The 16,306-nt window shown below is 65.5% G+C and carries 17 protein-coding genes; 8 read left to right on the top strand and 9 right to left on the bottom strand.

Features of this window, described 5'->3' with window-relative positions; translation table 11 throughout:
• Positions 1–32: 32 nt before the first annotated feature.
• The gene (locus AWC27_RS28795; RefSeq protein ID WP_085674201.1) at positions 33–638 is read right to left on the bottom strand and encodes a histidine phosphatase family protein; all 606 of its coding nucleotides are present in this window, start codon (positions 636–638) and stop codon (positions 33–35) included.
• Between the two features lie 49 nt (positions 639–687).
• Here AWC27_RS28795 and AWC27_RS28790 point away from each other — a divergent pair, with 49 nt between their 5' ends.
• From AWC27_RS28790 to AWC27_RS28765, 6 genes are read left to right on the top strand one after another with little or no spacing between them, the layout of a single operon-like run.
• Complete coding sequence (locus AWC27_RS28790; protein WP_085674199.1) at positions 688–1,749, top strand: phosphotransferase family protein; 1,062 nt, start codon at positions 688–690, stop codon at positions 1,747–1,749.
• A gap of 1 nt (position 1,750) precedes the next feature.
• Positions 1,751–2,515 (top strand): SDR family NAD(P)-dependent oxidoreductase, encoded by a 765-nt coding sequence (locus AWC27_RS28785; protein WP_085674197.1) that lies wholly within the window; start codon positions 1,751–1,753, stop codon positions 2,513–2,515.
• Between the two features lie 19 nt (positions 2,516–2,534).
• The gene (locus tag AWC27_RS28780) at positions 2,535–3,818 is read left to right on the top strand and encodes an acyl-CoA dehydrogenase family protein (protein WP_085674195.1); all 1,284 of its coding nucleotides are present in this window, start codon (positions 2,535–2,537) and stop codon (positions 3,816–3,818) included.
• Positions 3,799–4,419, top strand: coding sequence for a TetR/AcrR family transcriptional regulator (locus tag AWC27_RS28775; RefSeq protein WP_083113624.1), 621 nt, complete (start codon positions 3,799–3,801; stop codon positions 4,417–4,419). Before AWC27_RS28780 ends, AWC27_RS28775 begins: the two co-directional genes overlap by 20 nt.
• Complete coding sequence (locus AWC27_RS28770) at positions 4,419–5,387, top strand: NADPH:quinone oxidoreductase family protein (RefSeq protein WP_085674193.1); 969 nt, start codon at positions 4,419–4,421, stop codon at positions 5,385–5,387. Before AWC27_RS28775 ends, AWC27_RS28770 begins: the two co-directional genes overlap by 1 nt.
• Before the next feature lie 43 nt (positions 5,388–5,430).
• Positions 5,431–6,561 carry a sodium-dependent bicarbonate transport family permease gene (locus AWC27_RS28765; RefSeq protein ID WP_083113622.1) on the top strand — a complete coding sequence of 377 codons (1,131 nt, stop codon included), beginning with the start codon at positions 5,431–5,433 and terminating at the stop codon, positions 6,559–6,561.
• A 6-nt stretch (positions 6,562–6,567) separates the two neighbouring features.
• Here AWC27_RS28765 and AWC27_RS28760 read toward each other — a convergent pair whose 3' ends face one another.
• Entirely contained in the window at positions 6,568–8,448 is a 1,881-nt protein-coding gene (locus AWC27_RS28760) for an alkyl/aryl-sulfatase (protein ID WP_169726888.1), read from the bottom strand.
• Positions 8,449–8,593: 145 nt separating this feature from the next.
• Between AWC27_RS28760 and AWC27_RS28755 the strand changes: the two genes are divergently transcribed.
• Positions 8,594–9,076 (top strand): lipoprotein LpqH, encoded by a 483-nt coding sequence (locus AWC27_RS28755; RefSeq protein ID WP_083113620.1) that lies wholly within the window; start codon positions 8,594–8,596, stop codon positions 9,074–9,076.
• Between the two features lie 42 nt (positions 9,077–9,118).
• On the opposite strand, the gene AWC27_RS28750 is transcribed toward AWC27_RS28755, so the two are convergent.
• The 5 genes from AWC27_RS28750 to AWC27_RS28735 all read right to left on the bottom strand — a co-directional run bounded on the left by AWC27_RS28750 (position 9,119) and on the right by AWC27_RS28735 (position 12,283).
• On the bottom strand, positions 9,119–10,597 hold the full coding sequence (locus AWC27_RS28750; RefSeq protein WP_085674189.1) for a sensor histidine kinase: 1,479 nt from the start codon (positions 10,595–10,597) through the stop codon (positions 9,119–9,121).
• On the bottom strand, positions 10,575–11,279 hold the full coding sequence (tcrX, locus tag AWC27_RS28745) for a two-component system response regulator TcrX (RefSeq protein WP_083113618.1): 705 nt from the start codon (positions 11,277–11,279) through the stop codon (positions 10,575–10,577). The genes AWC27_RS28750 and tcrX overlap by 23 nt, the downstream gene beginning before the upstream one ends.
• A gap of 109 nt (positions 11,280–11,388) precedes the next feature.
• Complete coding sequence (locus AWC27_RS31425; RefSeq protein ID WP_169726887.1) at positions 11,389–11,544, bottom strand: DUF6131 family protein; 156 nt, start codon at positions 11,542–11,544, stop codon at positions 11,389–11,391.
• 11 nt (positions 11,545–11,555) lie between these two features.
• Complete coding sequence (locus tag AWC27_RS28740) at positions 11,556–11,792, bottom strand: hypothetical protein (RefSeq protein ID WP_083113617.1); 237 nt, start codon at positions 11,790–11,792, stop codon at positions 11,556–11,558.
• A gap of 128 nt (positions 11,793–11,920) precedes the next feature.
• Positions 11,921–12,283 carry an MmcQ/YjbR family DNA-binding protein gene (locus AWC27_RS28735; RefSeq protein ID WP_085674274.1) on the bottom strand — a complete coding sequence of 121 codons (363 nt, stop codon included), beginning with the start codon at positions 12,281–12,283 and terminating at the stop codon, positions 11,921–11,923.
• A gap of 137 nt (positions 12,284–12,420) precedes the next feature.
• Between AWC27_RS28735 and AWC27_RS28730 the strand changes: the two genes are divergently transcribed.
• Positions 12,421–13,248, top strand: coding sequence for a hypothetical protein (locus tag AWC27_RS28730; RefSeq protein WP_085674272.1), 828 nt, complete (start codon positions 12,421–12,423; stop codon positions 13,246–13,248).
• Positions 13,249–13,268: 20 nt separating this feature from the next.
• On the opposite strand, the gene AWC27_RS28725 is transcribed toward AWC27_RS28730, so the two are convergent.
• Entirely contained in the window at positions 13,269–15,224 is a 1,956-nt protein-coding gene (locus AWC27_RS28725) for a PE family protein (protein WP_085674187.1), read from the bottom strand.
• 48 nt (positions 15,225–15,272) lie between these two features.
• Positions 15,273–16,223 carry a class I SAM-dependent methyltransferase gene (locus tag AWC27_RS28720; protein WP_085674185.1) on the bottom strand — a complete coding sequence of 317 codons (951 nt, stop codon included), beginning with the start codon at positions 16,221–16,223 and terminating at the stop codon, positions 15,273–15,275.
• Positions 16,224–16,306: the final 83 nt, after the last annotated feature.

The following is a 16,306-nucleotide window of genomic DNA, read 5'->3' as shown; positions in this document are numbered from 1 at the left end:
TGGTAGCGGCTGTCGCACCAGCCGACTCCGCGTTACCGCTGATTTCTCGGCAGCAGGTCCCACACGTGTTCGGTGAAGTTCACCGTCGCCACTGTCGCCTGCCCGCTTCGGGAGAACAACAGCCGCGTCACCGATGCGTAGTCGATGGGAAACGACAGCAGCCGCGCGGTCCCTAGAATTTCGTGCAGCACCACGTTGATCACCCCACCGTGGCTGAACGCCGCAACCGTGTCGTCGGGATCGGCCGCGGCGACCACGTCGTCGACCGCCGCGCGAACCCGCGCCCGAAACGCGTCTTCGTCGACCGCGCTGGGCAGGTGCCCCTGGGCCATGCGCGCCCACTCCTCGGGGAACTCGTTCCGGATCTGCTCGACAGGGATGTAGGCGGGCAGGTTGCGGTCGTACTCGGCGAACCGCTCATCGACATCGACGGACAGCCCGCGGCCCGCCGCGACAGGTTCGGCGGTCTGAATGGCGCGCCGTTGCGGGCTGCTGACCACCCGCGAGATCGGAAACCGGGCCAGCGCCTCGGGCAGGCGTGCGACCTGCGCAAGTCCATCCTCGGACAGGTCCGGATCGGAGCCCTCACCATGGTCGCTACGCAGCGGCAACGCATGCCGGACCAGAAGCAACTGCATGGACCAAGCCTTCCATGTCGGTTTCGCGGGCTTCCCACGCTAGCGGAGAATGCTATTCTCCCCACAGAGAGTGGGGTGTCATTACGCAATGGATTCAGGCGTTCTTGGCCGCTGGCTCGACACCGAAGGTGCGTCCGGCGAAGGCGAAGAGCCGGTTCTTACCGAACTCGGCGGCGGCTCGCAAAACACCCTGTACCTGATCCAGCGGGGCGCTCACCGGATGGTGCTGCGCATGCCGGGCCCCCGCGCCGACGCGGCCCGGATCGATGGATTGCTGCGCGAGATCCGGCTGGTACGGGCCTTGTCGGGTACCGATGTCCCCCACGCCGAGCTGATCGCGGCCGACGAGACCGGTTCGGTGCTGGGCATGCCGTTCTACGTGATGCAGGCGATCGACGGCTGGAGCCCGATGGACGGCGGGTGGCGCGCGCCGTTCGACACCGACCTGGCAGCCCGGCGCGAGCTGGCGTTCCAGCTCGTCGAGGGCGCCGCCCTGTTGGGCCGGGTGGACTGGCGTGCGCAGGGTCTTGACGGCTTCGGCCGTCCCGACGGGTTCCACGAGCGGCAGGTTGATCGCTGGCTGAAGTTTCTCCAGGCCTATCAGGTGCGCGAGTTGCCCGGGCTCGACGATGCCGCCGATTGGCTACGCCGCAATCGGCCTGCCCACTACCGGCCGGGCATCATGCACGGCGACTATCAGTTCGCCAACGTGATGTTCGCTCACGCGGCGCCGGCCCGGCTGGCCGCGATCGTGGACTGGGAGATGACCACGGTCGGTGATCCGCTGCTGGATCTGGCGTGGGCACTGTTGGGCTACGACGGCGAAGAGCCGCGCGCCGAGGGGTTCTATCTGGACATGCGGGGCATGCCGGCGCGCAGTGAGCTTCTCGACCACTATGAGACGGTCAGTGGGCTGTCGACTGAGAACATCGACTACTACCTGGTGCTGGCGAACTGGAAACTGGGCATTGTGCTGGAAAAGACATATGCGGCAGGGGTTCGCACCGGAAAAGTGGACCCGAAGATCACCGGCGCGTTCGGGCCGATGATCCTGCAGTTGATCGCCACCGCGGCCGAACTAGCTCGCTCCCTTCCCAGTAAGGTTCGCTGAAATGGGTTATGCCGATGACCTTTTCGATTTGACCGACCGCGTCGTGCTGATCACCGGGGGCAGCCGCGGGCTGGGCCGCGAGATGGCGTTCGCGGCCGCCCGCTGCGGCGCCGACGTGGTGATCGCCAGCCGCAACATGGACAACTGTGTGGCCGTCGCCAAGGAGATCGAGGCGCAGACCGGCCGCGCCGCCATGGCTTATCAAGTGCACGTGGGCCGCTGGGATCAGCTCGAAGGGTTGGCGGACGCGACCTACGACCGGTTCGGCAAGGTCGATACGTTGATCAACAACGCGGGCATGTCACCGTTGTACGACAAGCTGAGCAACGTCACCGAAAAACTCTTCGACGCCGTGGTCAACCTCAATCTCAAAGGGCCGTTTCGGCTTTCGGCATTGGTCGGGGAGCGGATGGTAGCCGCCGGTCGTGGCTCCATCATCAATGTGAGCTCCACCGGGTCGCTGCGTCCGGGTGCGGACATCATTCCCTATGCGGCGGCCAAGGCCGGGCTCAACGCGATGACCGAAGGCCTGGCCCGCGCATTCGGACCGACCGTACGGGTCAACACACTGATGGCCGGGCCGTACCTGACCGATGTCAGCAAGGCATGGGGGCTCGACCAGGACAAGACCAACAGGTTCGGTCACCTGTCACTGCAGCGCGCCGGCGACCCGCGCGAAATCGTCGGCGCCGCACTATTTCTGGCGTCTGATGCCTCCAGCTTCACCACTGGCTCGATCTTGCGGGCCGACGGCGGTATTCCCTGACCAGAACAGGAGTATGCGAATGTCTTGGGACTTTTCCACCGAACCGGAGTTCGAAAAGAAGCTCGCCTGGGTCCGCGAGTTCGTGCGTGAGGAGGTAGAACCGCTCGAGGTCTTGTTCCCGGGTTGCGAGTTTTTGCCGCTGAACGACGAGCGCCGCCGCATCGTGGATCCGCTTAAACAGCAGGTTAGAGACCAGGGCTTATGGGCGCCGCATCTGGGCCCCGAGCTGGGTGGGCAGGGTTTTGGCGCGGTCAAGCTGACCTTGATCAACGAGATCCTGGGCCGCAGCCCGTGGGCGCCGATCGTGTTCGGAACACAGGCCCCCGACACCGGCAACGCAGAGATCCTGGCCCGCTTCGGGACCCAGGAACAAAAGGACCGCTACCTCGACGGGTTGCTGTCCGGAGAGATCTTCTCCTGCTTTTCGATGACTGAGCCGCAGGGCGGCGCCGACCCCAGGGTTTTCAAGACCAGTGCGGTTCGCGACGGTGATGATTGGGTGATCACCGGACGTAAGTTCTTCTCCTCCAACGCCTCCGTCGCATCCTTCTTCATCGTCGTCGCCGTCACCGATCCCAACGTACCGGTCCATCGCGGCGCCTCGACGTTCCTGATTCCGGCCGGAACCGAGGGCCTGACCGTCGAGGAGAACTACCACCTGGTCGGAGCCGACCCGCGCGAACCGGGCCATTCCCTGGTGCGCTATGACGGGGTGCGGGTGGGCCCGGACGCATTGCTTGGTGAGGCGGGTCAGGGCTTCCTTATCCTGCAGACCAGGCTGGCCGGCGGCCGGCTGCATCACGCAATGCGTTCCATCGGCATGGCGCAGCGCGCCGTCGAGATGATGTCCCGGCGCGCGAAAAGCCGGTTCACCCAAGGCAGTTCACTGGCCGACAAGCAGTTGGTACAAGAGTTCGTCGCCGACTCCTACACCGAGTTGATACCGTTCCGGCTGACCGTGCTGCACGCCGCCTGGCTGATCGAAAGCGGCGACGAGCGCGCCGCCCGGGCCGAGATCGGCGCCTGCAAGATCCTCGCGTCTCAGGTGCTCAAATCCATTGCGCTGCGCGCAATTCAAGTGCACGGCGCACTCGGCCTCACCGATCAGCTGCCGCTGGTCAATGTGCTGCTCGGCGGGATTGCGCTCGGGCTGGCCGACGGGCCGACCGAGGCACACAAGGTCAACCTGGCCCGGATGCTGCTCAAGGATTACGAACCCGAGCACGCCGAATGGCCGAGTGAGATGCTCAGCGTCCGGCGGCAGGCCGCCCGCGCCAAATACGGTGAGCTCGTTGACCAGTAGGGTGACCGCGGCCGTCGAGCGCGCACTCGACGATCGCCAACGCGAGGCCACCGAGGAAGTCGAACGCATCCTGGCCGCCGCAGTGCGGGTCATGGAGCGAGTGGCACCCGAGCCACCCCGGGTCAGCGACATCGTCGCCGAGGCCGGCTCGTCGAACAAGGCGTTCTACCGGTACTTCGCCGGAAAGGACGAGCTCATCCTGGCCGTCATGGAACGGGGCGTGGCGATCGTCGTCTCGTACCTGCAGCATCAGATGGCCAAGGAAACCGCGCCGCGGGATCAGGTCGCCCGCTGGATCGAAGGCACTTTGGCCCAGGTCGCCGACCCGCACCTGATCAGCATGAGCCGCGCGGCGGCCGGACAGCTGACGGCCGGAACGCATTGGCGCGCAGCCGATCAGGAGATGATGGGGCCGCTGCGCGATCTGCTGATCGAGCCGATCACCGAGTTGGGCAGCGACGACGTCGACCGCGACGTCCAAGCCGTGTTCGGCTGTACCGCCGCGACCATGCGGCGGTATGTGGGTGCCACCGACCAGCCCAGCCAGTCAGACATCGACCATCTCGTGCAATTCTGTCTGCGCGGGCTGGGGGTCGGTTGATGCGAGCGATCGTCTGCCAGGCCTACGGTCCGCCGGAAGACCTGGTGCTGATGGACGTTCCCGAACCGGTGCCGGGGGCCGGCCAGTTGCTGGTACGGGTGCACGCCGCCGCGGTCAACTTTCCCGACGTGCTGTTCATCGCCGGCAAATATCAGGTCAAGATCCCGCCGCCGTTCACACCGGGTAACGAGATCGCCGGCGAAGTGATCGCGGCCGGGGACGGGGCGGCCTTCAGCCCGGGTCAACGGGTGGCCGGAACCACGCTCGGCGCGTTCGCCGAGCAGGCGCTGCTGGAAGCCGGTCAGGCGATGCTGATCCCCGAAGACTCCGATTTCGCCTCGGCCGCGGCATTCGGCGTCACCTATCGCACGGCGTATCACGCACTTCGCTCGACCGCACAGGTCGCGGCCGGAGACTGGGTGGTGGTGCTCGGCGCCGCCGGCGGTGTTGGGCTGGCCGCCGTCGATCTGGGCGTGGCCATGCAGGCCCGCGTCCTGGCCGCGGCCTCCAGCCCGGAAAAGCTCGACCTGTGCCGCCGGCGGGGCGCGGCTGCCGTCGTCGACTACGACTCCGAAGACCTGAAATCGCGCATCCGTGAGCTCACCGGCGACAGTGCCCGGGTGGTCCTCGACCCCGTCGGGGGCGCGTATTCCGAGCCGGCGCTGCGCGGTCTGGCGCGCGGCGGAACGTTCGTCACACTGGGATACGCCGCCGGCACCATACCGGCCATCCCGCTCAACCTCGTTCTGCTCAAGGACCTCACCATCCGCGGCATGGAGATCCGCACCTTCATGAGTGACTACCCTGATCAGGCCAAACGCGACCAGGCGGAGCTGGCGCAGATGTTCGCCACCGGCCTGGTCCGGCCCTACATCGGTGCGCGTTTCCCGTTGGCCGAAACCCCGGCGGCGCTGCGGCACGTAGCCGACCGCAAAGTGCTGGGCAAGGTCGTCATCGACGTGCCCTGACGCCGCGGCAGGTACTCTCCCTCAGAGTCCAAGGAGAGGGTCGATGCTGCACGAACTCTGGCAGAACTTCGCCCACAACCTCTTCAAGCCGCTGTTGCTGTTCTTCTACCTCGGATTCCTGATGGCGGTCCTGAGGGTCCGGTTCGAATTCCCCGCCGTGATCTACCAAGGTCTGACCATGTACCTACTGCTGGCCATCGGCTGGCGCGGGGGCGAGGCACTGGCTCAAGTCGATCCATGGCAAATCGACAACATCGCCGAATTCGTGGCCGCGGGTTTCGTCTGGAACTTTGTCAACGGCGCGGTCGCCTATTTCCTGCTCAACCGAATGACCACCATGCGCCGCGTCGACAAAGCCACGGTGGCAAGTTATTACGCCTCGGACGGCGCGGGCAGTTTTGCGACCGCCATGGGCGTCCTGGGCACCATCGGTATGGCATACGACGCCTACATGCCGGTCATGCTGGCCGTGATGGAGGTTCCGGGCTGCCTGGTCGCTCTGTACTTGGTGGGCCGATTGCGACGCAACGGGATGGACGCGACGGGCCTGATGCCCGACGAGCCCGGTTACACCGCACCGGTGGAGGCCGGCCCCGGCGCGGCCACGCAACCGCCGTTTGATCCGAACCCGACGCGGCGCCGGCGCGGCAAGCCGCGCGTTCTCACCCGTGAGCTCTTCGGCGAGGTATTCCTAAACCCTGGGCTTGGACTGCTTTTCGGCGGAATCATCATTGGCGTCATCAGTGGACTGCAAGGCGCCCAGGCAGTACACGACGACGACTCCTTCTTCGTGTCGGCATTCCATGGTGCGCTGTGTTTGTACCTGCTGGACATGGGAATGACTGCGGCCAGCAAGTTGAAGGACCTCCGCACGGCGGGCCGCGGCTTCGTCCTCTTCGGCCTGCTGGCGCCGAACCTCTTTGCCACGCTTGGGATCGCCGCCGCCCACATCTTCGCTATCGTCACCGCTACCCACCTCAAGCCGGGCACTTACGTCCTTTTCGCGATCTTGTGCGCAGCGGCTTCCTACATCGCCGTACCGGCCGTGCAGCGGTTGGCAATTCCCGAAGCGAGCCCAACGTTGCCGTTGGCGGCGTCGCTGGGTTTGACCTTTCCTTATAACGTCACACTCGGGATTCCGGTCTACATCGAGATCGCCCGGCTTTTAAGTTGAACGCCCCTACGGCGTGACGATGTTGAAGCTGGGGTCCGGCTCATCCAGAGCGCCCAGCAGTGACGCCAACGCTGCGGAGTCCCCTGACAGTTCGAGCCCCGGCGAAGTGAAATCGCCGCCGGCCGCCATCAGCAGCCGAAAACTGTTGGCCAACTTTACCGTAACGGCCGCGGTGGCCGGATCGGCGGCTACCTTGCGATGCACCAGCACACCATTGTGCAGCGTGAGCCGATAGTTCGTCGCCACATCGGCAAACGTGATGTCGACGGCGATGTCGAGGTCCCAGCTGCGCGGTCCGTTGACCCGAATCGCGATACTGTCGAATATCTGCTCCGGAGTCAGCTGGGAAAGCATTGTCGGCGAAGTGATTTGACCCGCAGTACCGAAGTTGCCCACGCGCAATTCCCGAGCACCGCTCACGAAGAAGTTGCGCCAGGTGGCATTTTCGGCACCGTAGCCCAGCTGCTCCAGCGTGTCGGCGTAGAGATCGCGTGCTGCAGCGTGGCTACTGTCGGTGAAAATCGCATGATCGAGCAATGTTGCCGCCCAACGGAAGTCACCGTTATCGAAGGCCGCTTTGGCCAGTTCGACCACTCGGTCGATTCCGCCGATGGCCTTGACGTAGCGCGGAGCCAGGGCTTCGGGAGGATGCGGCCACAGCCGAGCCGGGTTGCCGTCGAACCATCCCATATAACGCTGGTAGACCGCCTTGACGTTGTGGCTTACCGACCCGTAGTAACCGCGGGCATGCCAGGCTCGTTCCAATGCCGGTGGCAGTTGGAACATTTCGGCGATCTCGACGCCGGTATAACCCTGGTTCAGCAATCGCAGCGTCTGGTCGTGCAGATAGGCGTACAGGTCTCGCTGCAGCGCAAGGAATTCGACGATTCGCTCTTTCCCCCACGTCGGCCAGTGGTGGGAGGCGAAGACCACCTCGGCCCGATCGGCGAACGCATCGATCGCTTCGGTGAGATAGCCCGACCAAGCCCGTGGGTCGCGCACCAGAGCGCCGCGCAGCGTCAGCAGGTTGTGCAGGTTGTGCGTGGCGTTCTCGGCCATGCACAACGCGCGGAATTGCGGGAAATAGAAGTGCATTTCGGCCGGAGCCTCGGTCCCCGGCGCCATCTGGAACTCAATTTCCACGCCGTCGATGGTGTGCGTCTCACCGGTCGTCCGGATGTCGATGGTCGGCACGATGATCGATACCTCGCCGGTGGACGGGGTCTGGCCAAGCCCGCAGCCCACCTGTTCCTGTGGTCCGCGGGCGAGCAGCGAACCGTACATATAGGTCGCCCGACGCAGCATCGCCGGACCCGCATACACGTTCTCCTGCACGGCATGGGCTGTGAAACCCTCCGGCGCCAGCACCGCCACCGTTCCGGCATCCACGTCCGCCTGCGTGGTGACACCCAGTACGCCGCCGAAATGATCGACATGGCTATGGGTGTAGATCACCGCGACGACAGGACGATCACCGCCGCGGTGGGTGCGGTACAGCGCCAGCGCCGCGGCGGCCACCTCGGTGGACACCAGCGGATCGATGACGATAATCCCGGTGTCGCCCTCGATGAAGCTGATGTTGGAGATGTCGAATCCGCGGACCTGGTAGATGCCAGGTACGACTTCGTAAAGTCCTTGTTTGGCCGCCAGTGTCGACTGGCGCCACAGACTGGGATGCACCGATGTCGGCGCCGGCCCGTCCAGGAATGCGTATGCGTCGTTGTCCCACACCACCCGGCCGTCAGCGGCCGTAATGACACACGGGGACAGGGCCGCTATGAATCCGCGATCGGCATCGTCGAAATCCCTTGTGTCATCCAGCGGTAGCGGGTGTTTGCCGTGGGCCGACTCGATGACAGCGGTAGGAGGCTTGGATTCCACCGGCAATACATTGCCATTAGTAGCCTGGCGCCGCGGCGACCAACCCGAAAAAAAATATCTTTGGTACCTAGACCTTCCGTCCAGTTAACCCGCATACTGCGCAGGCGGTCCTCAATGTCGACGGACCACTACAAGGGCAAAGGAGCTAAGGGTGAAGCGTGGACTGACGGTCGTGGTAGCCGGCGCGGCCATTTTGGTCGTAGGTCTTTCCGGATGTTCGAGTAAGTCGAATACCAGCGGCAGCGGGACCTCGAGCGCAGGCACATCGGTGAGCAGCGGCGGAGGCGGCGGGGCCAAGTCGACCAAGGTAGTCATTGACGGCAAGGACCAGAACGTGACCGGCTCGGTCGTGTGCACCTCGGCGGCCGGCAACGTCAACATCGCGATCGGCGGAGCAGCGACCGGCATCGCCGCCGTGCTCACCGACGGCAACCCGCCCGAGGTGAAGTCCGTCGGGCTGGGCAACGTCAACGGCGTAACGCTCGGTTACACCTCCGGGACCGGTCAGGGCAACGCCTCTGCCACCAAGAACGGCAACACCTACAAGATCACCGGCACCGCCACCGGCGTTGACATGGCCAACCCGATGCAACCGGTGAACAAGCCGTTCGAAATCGACGTCACCTGCTCCTAGATCTCAGGTCCTAGTCCGGGTTTGCGGGCGGTTGCCACTCTGCTAAGCGGCACTGAGTGGCAACCGCACCGCGAACTCGGTGTAGCCGGGCGAGCTGTTCACCGTGATCGTTCCGTTGTGTGCCTTGACCACGGCCGAGACGATGGCCAGGCCCAGGCCGGTGCTGCCACCTTTGCGGGAACGCGAGGTGTCACCACGGGCGAACCGCTCGAACACCTCCGACTGCAGTGCTTTCGGAATGCCCGGACCGTTGTCGATCACCTGCAGCAAGGTATGTGTCGGCTCGGTACTCAACCGCGTCGTCACGACGGTGCCGGCGCCGGTGTGGACGCGGGCATTGGCCAACAGATTGGTCAACACCTGATGCAGCCGCGCGGCATCGCCGGGAACCATTACCGGTTCGGGGGGTAGGTCCAGTTCCCATTGGTGATCGGGTCCGGCGACATGCGCGTCGCTGACGGCGTCGACCGCCAGGCGAGTCAGGTCCACCGGTTCGCGTTCCAGCGGACGGCCCGAGTCCAGGCGGGCCAGCAACAGCAAGTCCTCGACGAGGCGCGTTATCCGCTCCGTCTCGGACGCCACCCGGCTCATGGCGTGCGCCACCGCTTCGGGATCGTCCCCCATGCGCTGCGTGAGTTCGGTGTAGCCGCGGATGGCGGCCAGCGGAGTGCGCAGTTCGTGACTGGCGTCGGCAACGAATTGGCGTACCCGGGTCTCGCTGGCCTGCCGCGTCGACAACGCGGCCGCGATGTGGTCGAGCATCCGGTTCAGCGCCGATCCGAGCTGACCGACCTCGGTGCTGGGATTGGCATCGGCTTCGGCCACCCGGACCGGCAGCTGAACCTCGCCGCGGTCCAACGGCAAATCGACAACCTCGCCGGCGGTTTGCGCGACGCGGCGCAGTGGCGCCAGCGCGTGGCGGATGATCACGATGCCGGCGGTGGTCGCAGCCACCAGTGCGATCAATGTGACGATCGCGAAGATGATCAGCACCCGGAACATGGTGGCGTCGACGTTTGCCATGGACAGACCGGTGACGATGACGTCGCCGCCGTTTCGGCTCGGCGCCGCCACCACGCGATAGCGGCCCAGGCCATCCAGGTCGAGTGTCACTGGCGAGCGGCTGCCAGCAATCTGCTGCAGCTGGGTCTGCGCGGTCGGGGTCAGCGCGGCCCGGGCGCCACTGCTGGTCAGGTAACCGGCGTCGACTGTCTTGCCGTTGTTCACCACCGCGGCGACCATGCCGGCCGGCTGCCCCGGGGCGTCGAGAAATTTCGGGCCCGGACCAAGTCTTACGAAACCGTGCGTGTCGCGGTGGCGCTCGGGATACATCAACGAAGAGCGGTAGGAGGTGCCGCCCAGTTGGCTGTCGAGCTGAGCCATCAGGTGGTGATGCAGGGAGAGTTCGGTTGCCGAGATGATGCCCACACACACCATGGCGAGGACGACGACCTGCCCGACCAGAAGCCTGAGCCGAAGCGACCAGACTCGCGGCGCCTTAGCGGGCCGGCTTGAGGACATAACCTGCGCCGCGCAGCGTGTGAATCATGGGTTCTCGACCGTTGTCGATCTTCTTGCGCAGGTAAGAGATATAGAGCTCGACGATGTTGGACCGGCCGCCGAAGTCGTAACTCCACACGCGGTCCAGGATTTGCGCCTTGCTCAGCACTCGTTTGGCGTTGCGCATCATGAACCTGAGCAGCTCAAACTCGGTGGAGGTCAACGAGATCGGCTCGCCGGCACGGGTGACTTCATGACTGTCTTCGTCCAGCACCAAATCGCCGACGACCAGCTGTGCTCCGCTGTCCACCGTCGTGACGCCGGTGCGCCGCAGCAGTGCGCGCAGCCGCAGGACTACTTCTTCGATGCTGAACGGCTTGGTGACATAGTCGTCGCCGCCCGCGGTCAGGCCGGCGATGCGATCTTCGACGGCATCTTTTGCCGTCAGCAGCAGCACCGGCAGGCCGGGGTTTTCCTTGCGCAACTTGTGCAGTACGTCGAGGCCGCTCATGTCGGGCAGCATCACGTCGAGAACCACGACATCGGGACGCTGGGCGCGGGCCGCTGCAATGGCCGAGGACCCGTCACTGGCCGTGGCGATGTTCCAGCCCTCGTAGCGCAATGCCATCGACACCATCTCGGCCAGAACGGGTTCGTCGTCGACAACCAGAACGGTGACCGGTTGGCCGTCCGCACGACACATGACGACCCGCTCAACCGAGGTTCGAGGGGCCGTCACGTGTTCCAGTATCCGCGACCGTCTAGGCCGACGCTATGCCTTAGCTATGTCCGGGCTGTGAGGGTGCCGATGGCTAGTACCAGTACCGCCGGCCCGCGACCGGGCGGCCCATGGACCCCATGGCCCACATCACGGCGCCGATGACAAGCAATATGACACCGAGAACGCTCAACAAATGTATGCCGAACACAAATCCGAGGATCAATAAGATGGCACCGACGACAATCATGGCGACTTCCTTCACATAGACGGGATAACGTCAATTTGCATTGCGCTTGGTTGCGGCAAACGGCAGTCCTTTACTTTCGGGTTGACGCCCATGTAGTTAAGGGGGCCGGCAATCACCGTCACAGCAACGGTTCCTGCTGAGGCGCAACTTGTTTGCTCACCTTTGAAGTAACCACGCTGCCATGCCGCGAACACTCCGATGAGCAGCCAGATCAGCACAATGGCTCCGAGAATTCCGCTACCGCGCATCGTGACCTCCGTTGTGTCCGACTAATTCCCGTAGCTGCGTAGATACCCGTTGTACCTATGTCTAAACATTTTCCAGTGGTACCCCGCACCGGTACGGGAACACCGTTTTGAATGCGTTTTGTCCCTGTCTAGGACTGTTGGCCGGCCAGCCACACGTCGGCCCGCCGCTTCGATGCTCGCGACAGCCACGCGTCTTGCACGAGCTCGGTCAATTCCGTCACGGTGATCTCGGCCAGCCGGCGCGCCTGCACCAGCACCGACGGGTGGCCGTCGAAGTGGGCGGTGGTGAAAAACGGCAACGCGGGGTCTTGGGTCAAGGCCAGCTTGTCGCTTTCCGACTCCACCCACAGCATGATCACGTCGGTGTAGCGTTCGCCGGTCACCGGATCGGCGGCGTCGGGCTGGGGGGTGCGAAAGAACACGAACGACTTCCCGCCCACCTGGTAGATAGAGTTGCCCTTCGGCCCCTCAAGGCGCTTGACGTGCGGCATCGACTCGGCGATCTGATGCACGTCGGCGACACGGGCGGGCCGGTCTGCCTTTCGATTCGGCACAGCGGCAACATTACCGACTGTCCGCGCTATGTAGCATGGGCGATAAGCATTGCGGTGAAGGGGGATTGAGCACCGTGGTTGACACATTGTTCGCAGACGTGTCCGAATATCAAGTGCCCGTGGATAACTCATATCCCTATCAGGTGCTTTCTATTCGGGTTTGCGACGGCACGTATCGTGACCACAACTTTGCCCGCAACTACGCCTGGATGCGCTCGGCATTGGATAGCGGACGTTTGACATTCGGAATCGTTTACACCTACGTCCGCCCGAATTGGTTGGCCAACGCCGATACCGTGCGTTCGATGATCGACTCCGAAGGCGGCTTACATCCGCGAGTCGCACTGATGCTCGACGTCGAATCCGGCGGCAATCCTCCGGGCGACGGATCCAGCTGGATCAATCAGGTGTATTGGAATCTGGCCGATTACGCCGGCTCCGCCGCACGAATCATCGGTTATGCCAACGCTTATGACTTCTTCAATATGTGGCGGGTGCGCCCGCCGGGCCTGCGCGTCATCGCGGCGGGTTACGGGAACAATCCAAACCTCCCCGGCCAAGTCGCACACCAATACACCGACGGCCAGGGTTACAGCCCGAATCTCCCGCAGGGCGCCCCACCGTTCGGCCGGTGCGACATGAATTCCGCCGACGGACTCACCGCGCAACAATTTGCCGCCGCATGCGGCATCACAACTAACGGAGGACCGCTGATGGCGCTCACTGACGAGGAACAAACCGAATTGCTGACCAAGGTCCGCGAAATCTGGGACCAGTTGCGCGGGCCCGACGGCACCGGCTGGCCCCAACTCGGCAAGGACAGCCAGGGACGCAACCTCACGCCCGTCGACGCCATAGCCGCGATCAAAGACGACGTGGAGAACCTCGGGACGTCGAGCTGAAATACGTCAGCGCGGGTTGACTATCCCGTCGCTCCGGAATTACCGAACAACACCCCGCCGGCGCCGCCGGTGCCGTTTTGCCCATTTGGCCCGATGCTGCCCGGCCCCGGCGCGGCCGCTCCGCCGAGCGCCCCGGCACCGCCGGCACCGCCGTTGCCGATCAACCGAGATGCCCCGCCGGCCCCGCCATTGCCTCCGGCGCCGCCGGATGCGCCGGCGGCGCCGCCGCCGCCTTCGGTGAAGGAGGAGCCGCCGGCACCTCCGGCGCCACCGGCGCCGCCGTTGCCATAGAGCCACCCGCTGGCGCCGCCGGCGCCACCGGCGCCGCCGTTAGCGCCGCTGCCGAAGTGGTCATCGAGGTCGGCAACGGCGCGACCACCGACACCACCGTGGCCACCGGTCCCGCCGTCGCCGATGAGCGATCCGCCATTGCCGCCGCGACCACCTGCGCCCGCATTGCCGCCGAGCCCATCACCGCTCAAACCACCGTCGCCGCCGGCCCCGCCGGCCGCGCCGCTCCCAAAGAACCCAGCGCTACCGCCCGCGCCGCCCGCGCCCCCCGCGCCCGCTAAAAGGCCGTAATACACGTTGCCGCTGCTGGTGACGAGTCTGCCGTCGCCGCCCGCGCCGCCGGCGCCGCCGAGTCCCGCAGCGCCGTAGAGCCATCCGCCGTGACCGCCGCCGCCGCCATCGCCGCCCGCGCCGGCGATGCCGACAAAAGATTCGACGGCGGGGTCAGGATCGCTGTCCGTGAAGCCGGCGAGGCCACCTGCCCCGCCGGCGGCACCCGCCCCGCCCTTACCGATTAGACCTGCGGCGCCACCAGCACCGCCGGCGCCACCGGCGCCACCATGGAAGCCTCCGGGGGTCGCGGAGTTGTTGACGTAGCCTCCGGCGGCACCGGCACCGCCGTGGCCGCCGGCGCCGCCGTCGCCCACCAGCCAGCCGCCGCGTCCGCCGGCGCCTCCTATCCCGCCATCTCCGGCGCTGAACCCTCCGGTGGCGCCGCCGGCCCCGCCTGCCCCACCGGAACCACCGCTACCGAATAATCCCGCGGCGCCACCGGCGCCACCGGCACCGCCGGTGCCGCCGCCGAACCCGATTCCAGCCCAGTTTCCATCGCCGCCGGTCCCGCCGTGGCCGCCGGCACCGGCATTGCCGTACAGCAAGCCACCGGCGCCGCCGCTGCCGCCGTCACCGCCACTACCTCCGTTTATCCCGATTACGGGCTCGAACTTGGGGGTAAATCCGGTTCCGCCGGACGCACCGCCCGACCCGCCGGCTCCGCCGGTACCGCCGGAGCCCCACAATCCGGCCGCGCCGCCGGCGCCGCCGGCTCCGCCGTTTGAGCCCGTAGTCCCGATCGGCCCCGTGATGCCGGCCCCGCCGGTGCCACCGGCACCGCCGTTGCCGTACCACCAGCCCCCGTGTCCGCCGGCACCGCCGGCGGCGTTCGCGCCACCCGCGCCACCGGCCCCACCGTTACCGATCAGCCCTGCCGCGCCACCCGCTCCGCCGACGACGTTGGCGGTGGTCTGCGAAAAGCCGTCGCCGCCATTGCCGTACAAGAGGCCGCCGGCGCCGCCGTTCGGATTCTGCGCCGTACCGTTTGCGCCGTTACCGATCAGCGGGCGTCCCAGCAAAAGCTGCGTCGGGGCGTTGACCACGCCGAGCAGGTCCTGCAGCGGCGACACGCTAGCCGCTTCCGCACTGGCATACAGATTGCCTGCACCCGAGAGCGCCTGCACGAATTGCTCGTGAAACGCCGCAACGCGGGTGCTGAGTGCTTGGTAGTCCTGTGCGTGGCCGGCAAACAGCGAGACGACGGCCTCCGACACATCGTCTGCCCCAGCCGCCAACAGCGCTGTGGTGGGTGTCGCGGCCAGCAAATTGGCCGAACGCAGTGCCGAACCCACACCAGCCAGATCCGCTGCTGCCACAGCAAGCAGCTCCGGAGCCGCCACCAGATACGACACCGTTGCCCCCTGTTCAGATTTGAAGAGACCGTTGAATTGACGCCAGCGTTACCGTACGTCAACCTGGCGGCGGGCGGATACGAAAAGCGTTGGCGGCATTGAATCCTCAGTGCCGGTCGGTATGGCGCGCTCATAACGGGCCATCAACTCCGCGAAGGTCGCGGCCGAGGCCTCCCAGCCGCGCTCGTCAAGCCAGTCCGGAAGGGCGGTGCGCTCCTCGGCGTACCAAAGGTCTTCGACGGCCGGCATTTCGGTTTCCACCAGCTGTGCGGTCACCGCGCGCATCCGCTGCATCTCTTCCCGCTGGCGTTGCACTAGCTCGGGGTCGATGAAGCCGTCGGCCGGCACATTGGAAGCCAGCCAGCTGCCGGTTGCGCTGAGCGCATGAACCCGCTCGAACAACAGGTCCTGCGCCTGCGCCGGCAGGTACCGCACCAACCCCTCGGCCGACCATGCGGTGGGCGCAGACGCGTCAAACCCGGCTTCCTGCAACGCCTTTGGCCAGTCCTGCCGGAGGTCTATCGGAATGTTCACCAATTGCGACGTCGGTTTCGCACCGTGCCGGCGCAATGTCGCGTTCTTGAATTCGAGCACCTTAGGTTGGTCCAGCTCGTAGACGACCGTGCCGTCGGGCCACGGCAATCGCCACGCGCGCGAGTCCAGGCCGGAAGCCAGGATCACCACCTGACGCACACCCGTGTCGGCCGCGTTGAGGAAGTACTCGTCGAAGAATGCCGTGCGTGTGGCCATGAAGTCGATCAGCAGCTGTGCCCGTGCTTTTATCTCCGGATCGAGTTCGCCCGCCTGGGCGAGCAGCTTCGGGTCTGCGTAGATACTCCACATCCCAGCGCCGGCGGCGTCCACGAACACTCGCGCGAACGGATCGCTGATAAGCGGGTTCTCGCTCTCGGTCTCAGCGGCACGTGCTGCGGCCACACCGAGCGCGGTGGCCCCCACGCTCTGAGTGATGTCCCAAGAGTCGTCGTCAGTGCGCGCCATCGACAGTCCTCCCCAGCCGGGCAGTCAGGTTCGCCAACTATTGTTCCAGCAGTACGGTCGAGGGGTCGACAGGTCGCAAGGGA

This window comes from Mycobacterium szulgai (genome assembly GCF_002116635.1).
GTDB lineage: Bacteria > Actinomycetota > Actinomycetes > Mycobacteriales > Mycobacteriaceae > Mycobacterium > Mycobacterium szulgai.
The sequence above is the reverse complement of the archived record's forward strand: the minus strand, read 5'-3'. Positions and strand labels throughout refer to the sequence as shown.

Coding starts and splice junctions, on each gene's coding strand:
- AWC27_RS28795 (WP_085674201.1), bottom strand. CDS start 638: ATGCAGTTGCTTCTGGTCCGGCATGCGTTGCCGCTGCGTAGCGACCAT.
- AWC27_RS28790 (WP_085674199.1), top strand. CDS start 688: ATGCTATTCTCCCCACAGAGAGTGGGGTGTCATTACGCAATGGATTCA.
- AWC27_RS28785 (WP_085674197.1), top strand. CDS start 1,751: ATGGGTTATGCCGATGACCTTTTCGATTTGACCGACCGCGTCGTGCTG.
- AWC27_RS28780 (WP_085674195.1), top strand. CDS start 2,535: ATGTCTTGGGACTTTTCCACCGAACCGGAGTTCGAAAAGAAGCTCGCC.
- AWC27_RS28770 (WP_085674193.1), top strand. CDS start 4,419: ATGCGAGCGATCGTCTGCCAGGCCTACGGTCCGCCGGAAGACCTGGTG.
- AWC27_RS28765 (WP_083113622.1), top strand. CDS start 5,431: ATGCTGCACGAACTCTGGCAGAACTTCGCCCACAACCTCTTCAAGCCG.
- AWC27_RS28750 (WP_085674189.1), bottom strand. CDS start 10,597: ATGTCCTCAAGCCGGCCCGCTAAGGCGCCGCGAGTCTGGTCGCTTCGG.
- tcrX (WP_083113618.1), bottom strand. CDS start 11,279: ATGTGTCGTGCGGACGGCCAACCGGTCACCGTTCTGGTTGTCGACGAC.
- AWC27_RS31425 (WP_169726887.1), bottom strand. CDS start 11,544: ATGATTGTCGTCGGTGCCATCTTATTGATCCTCGGATTTGTGTTCGGC.
- AWC27_RS28740 (WP_083113617.1), bottom strand. CDS start 11,792: ATGCGCGGTAGCGGAATTCTCGGAGCCATTGTGCTGATCTGGCTGCTC.
- AWC27_RS28735 (WP_085674274.1), bottom strand. CDS start 12,283: ATGCCGCACGTCAAGCGCCTTGAGGGGCCGAAGGGCAACTCTATCTAC.
- AWC27_RS28720 (WP_085674185.1), bottom strand. CDS start 16,223: ATGGCGCGCACTGACGACGACTCTTGGGACATCACTCAGAGCGTGGGG.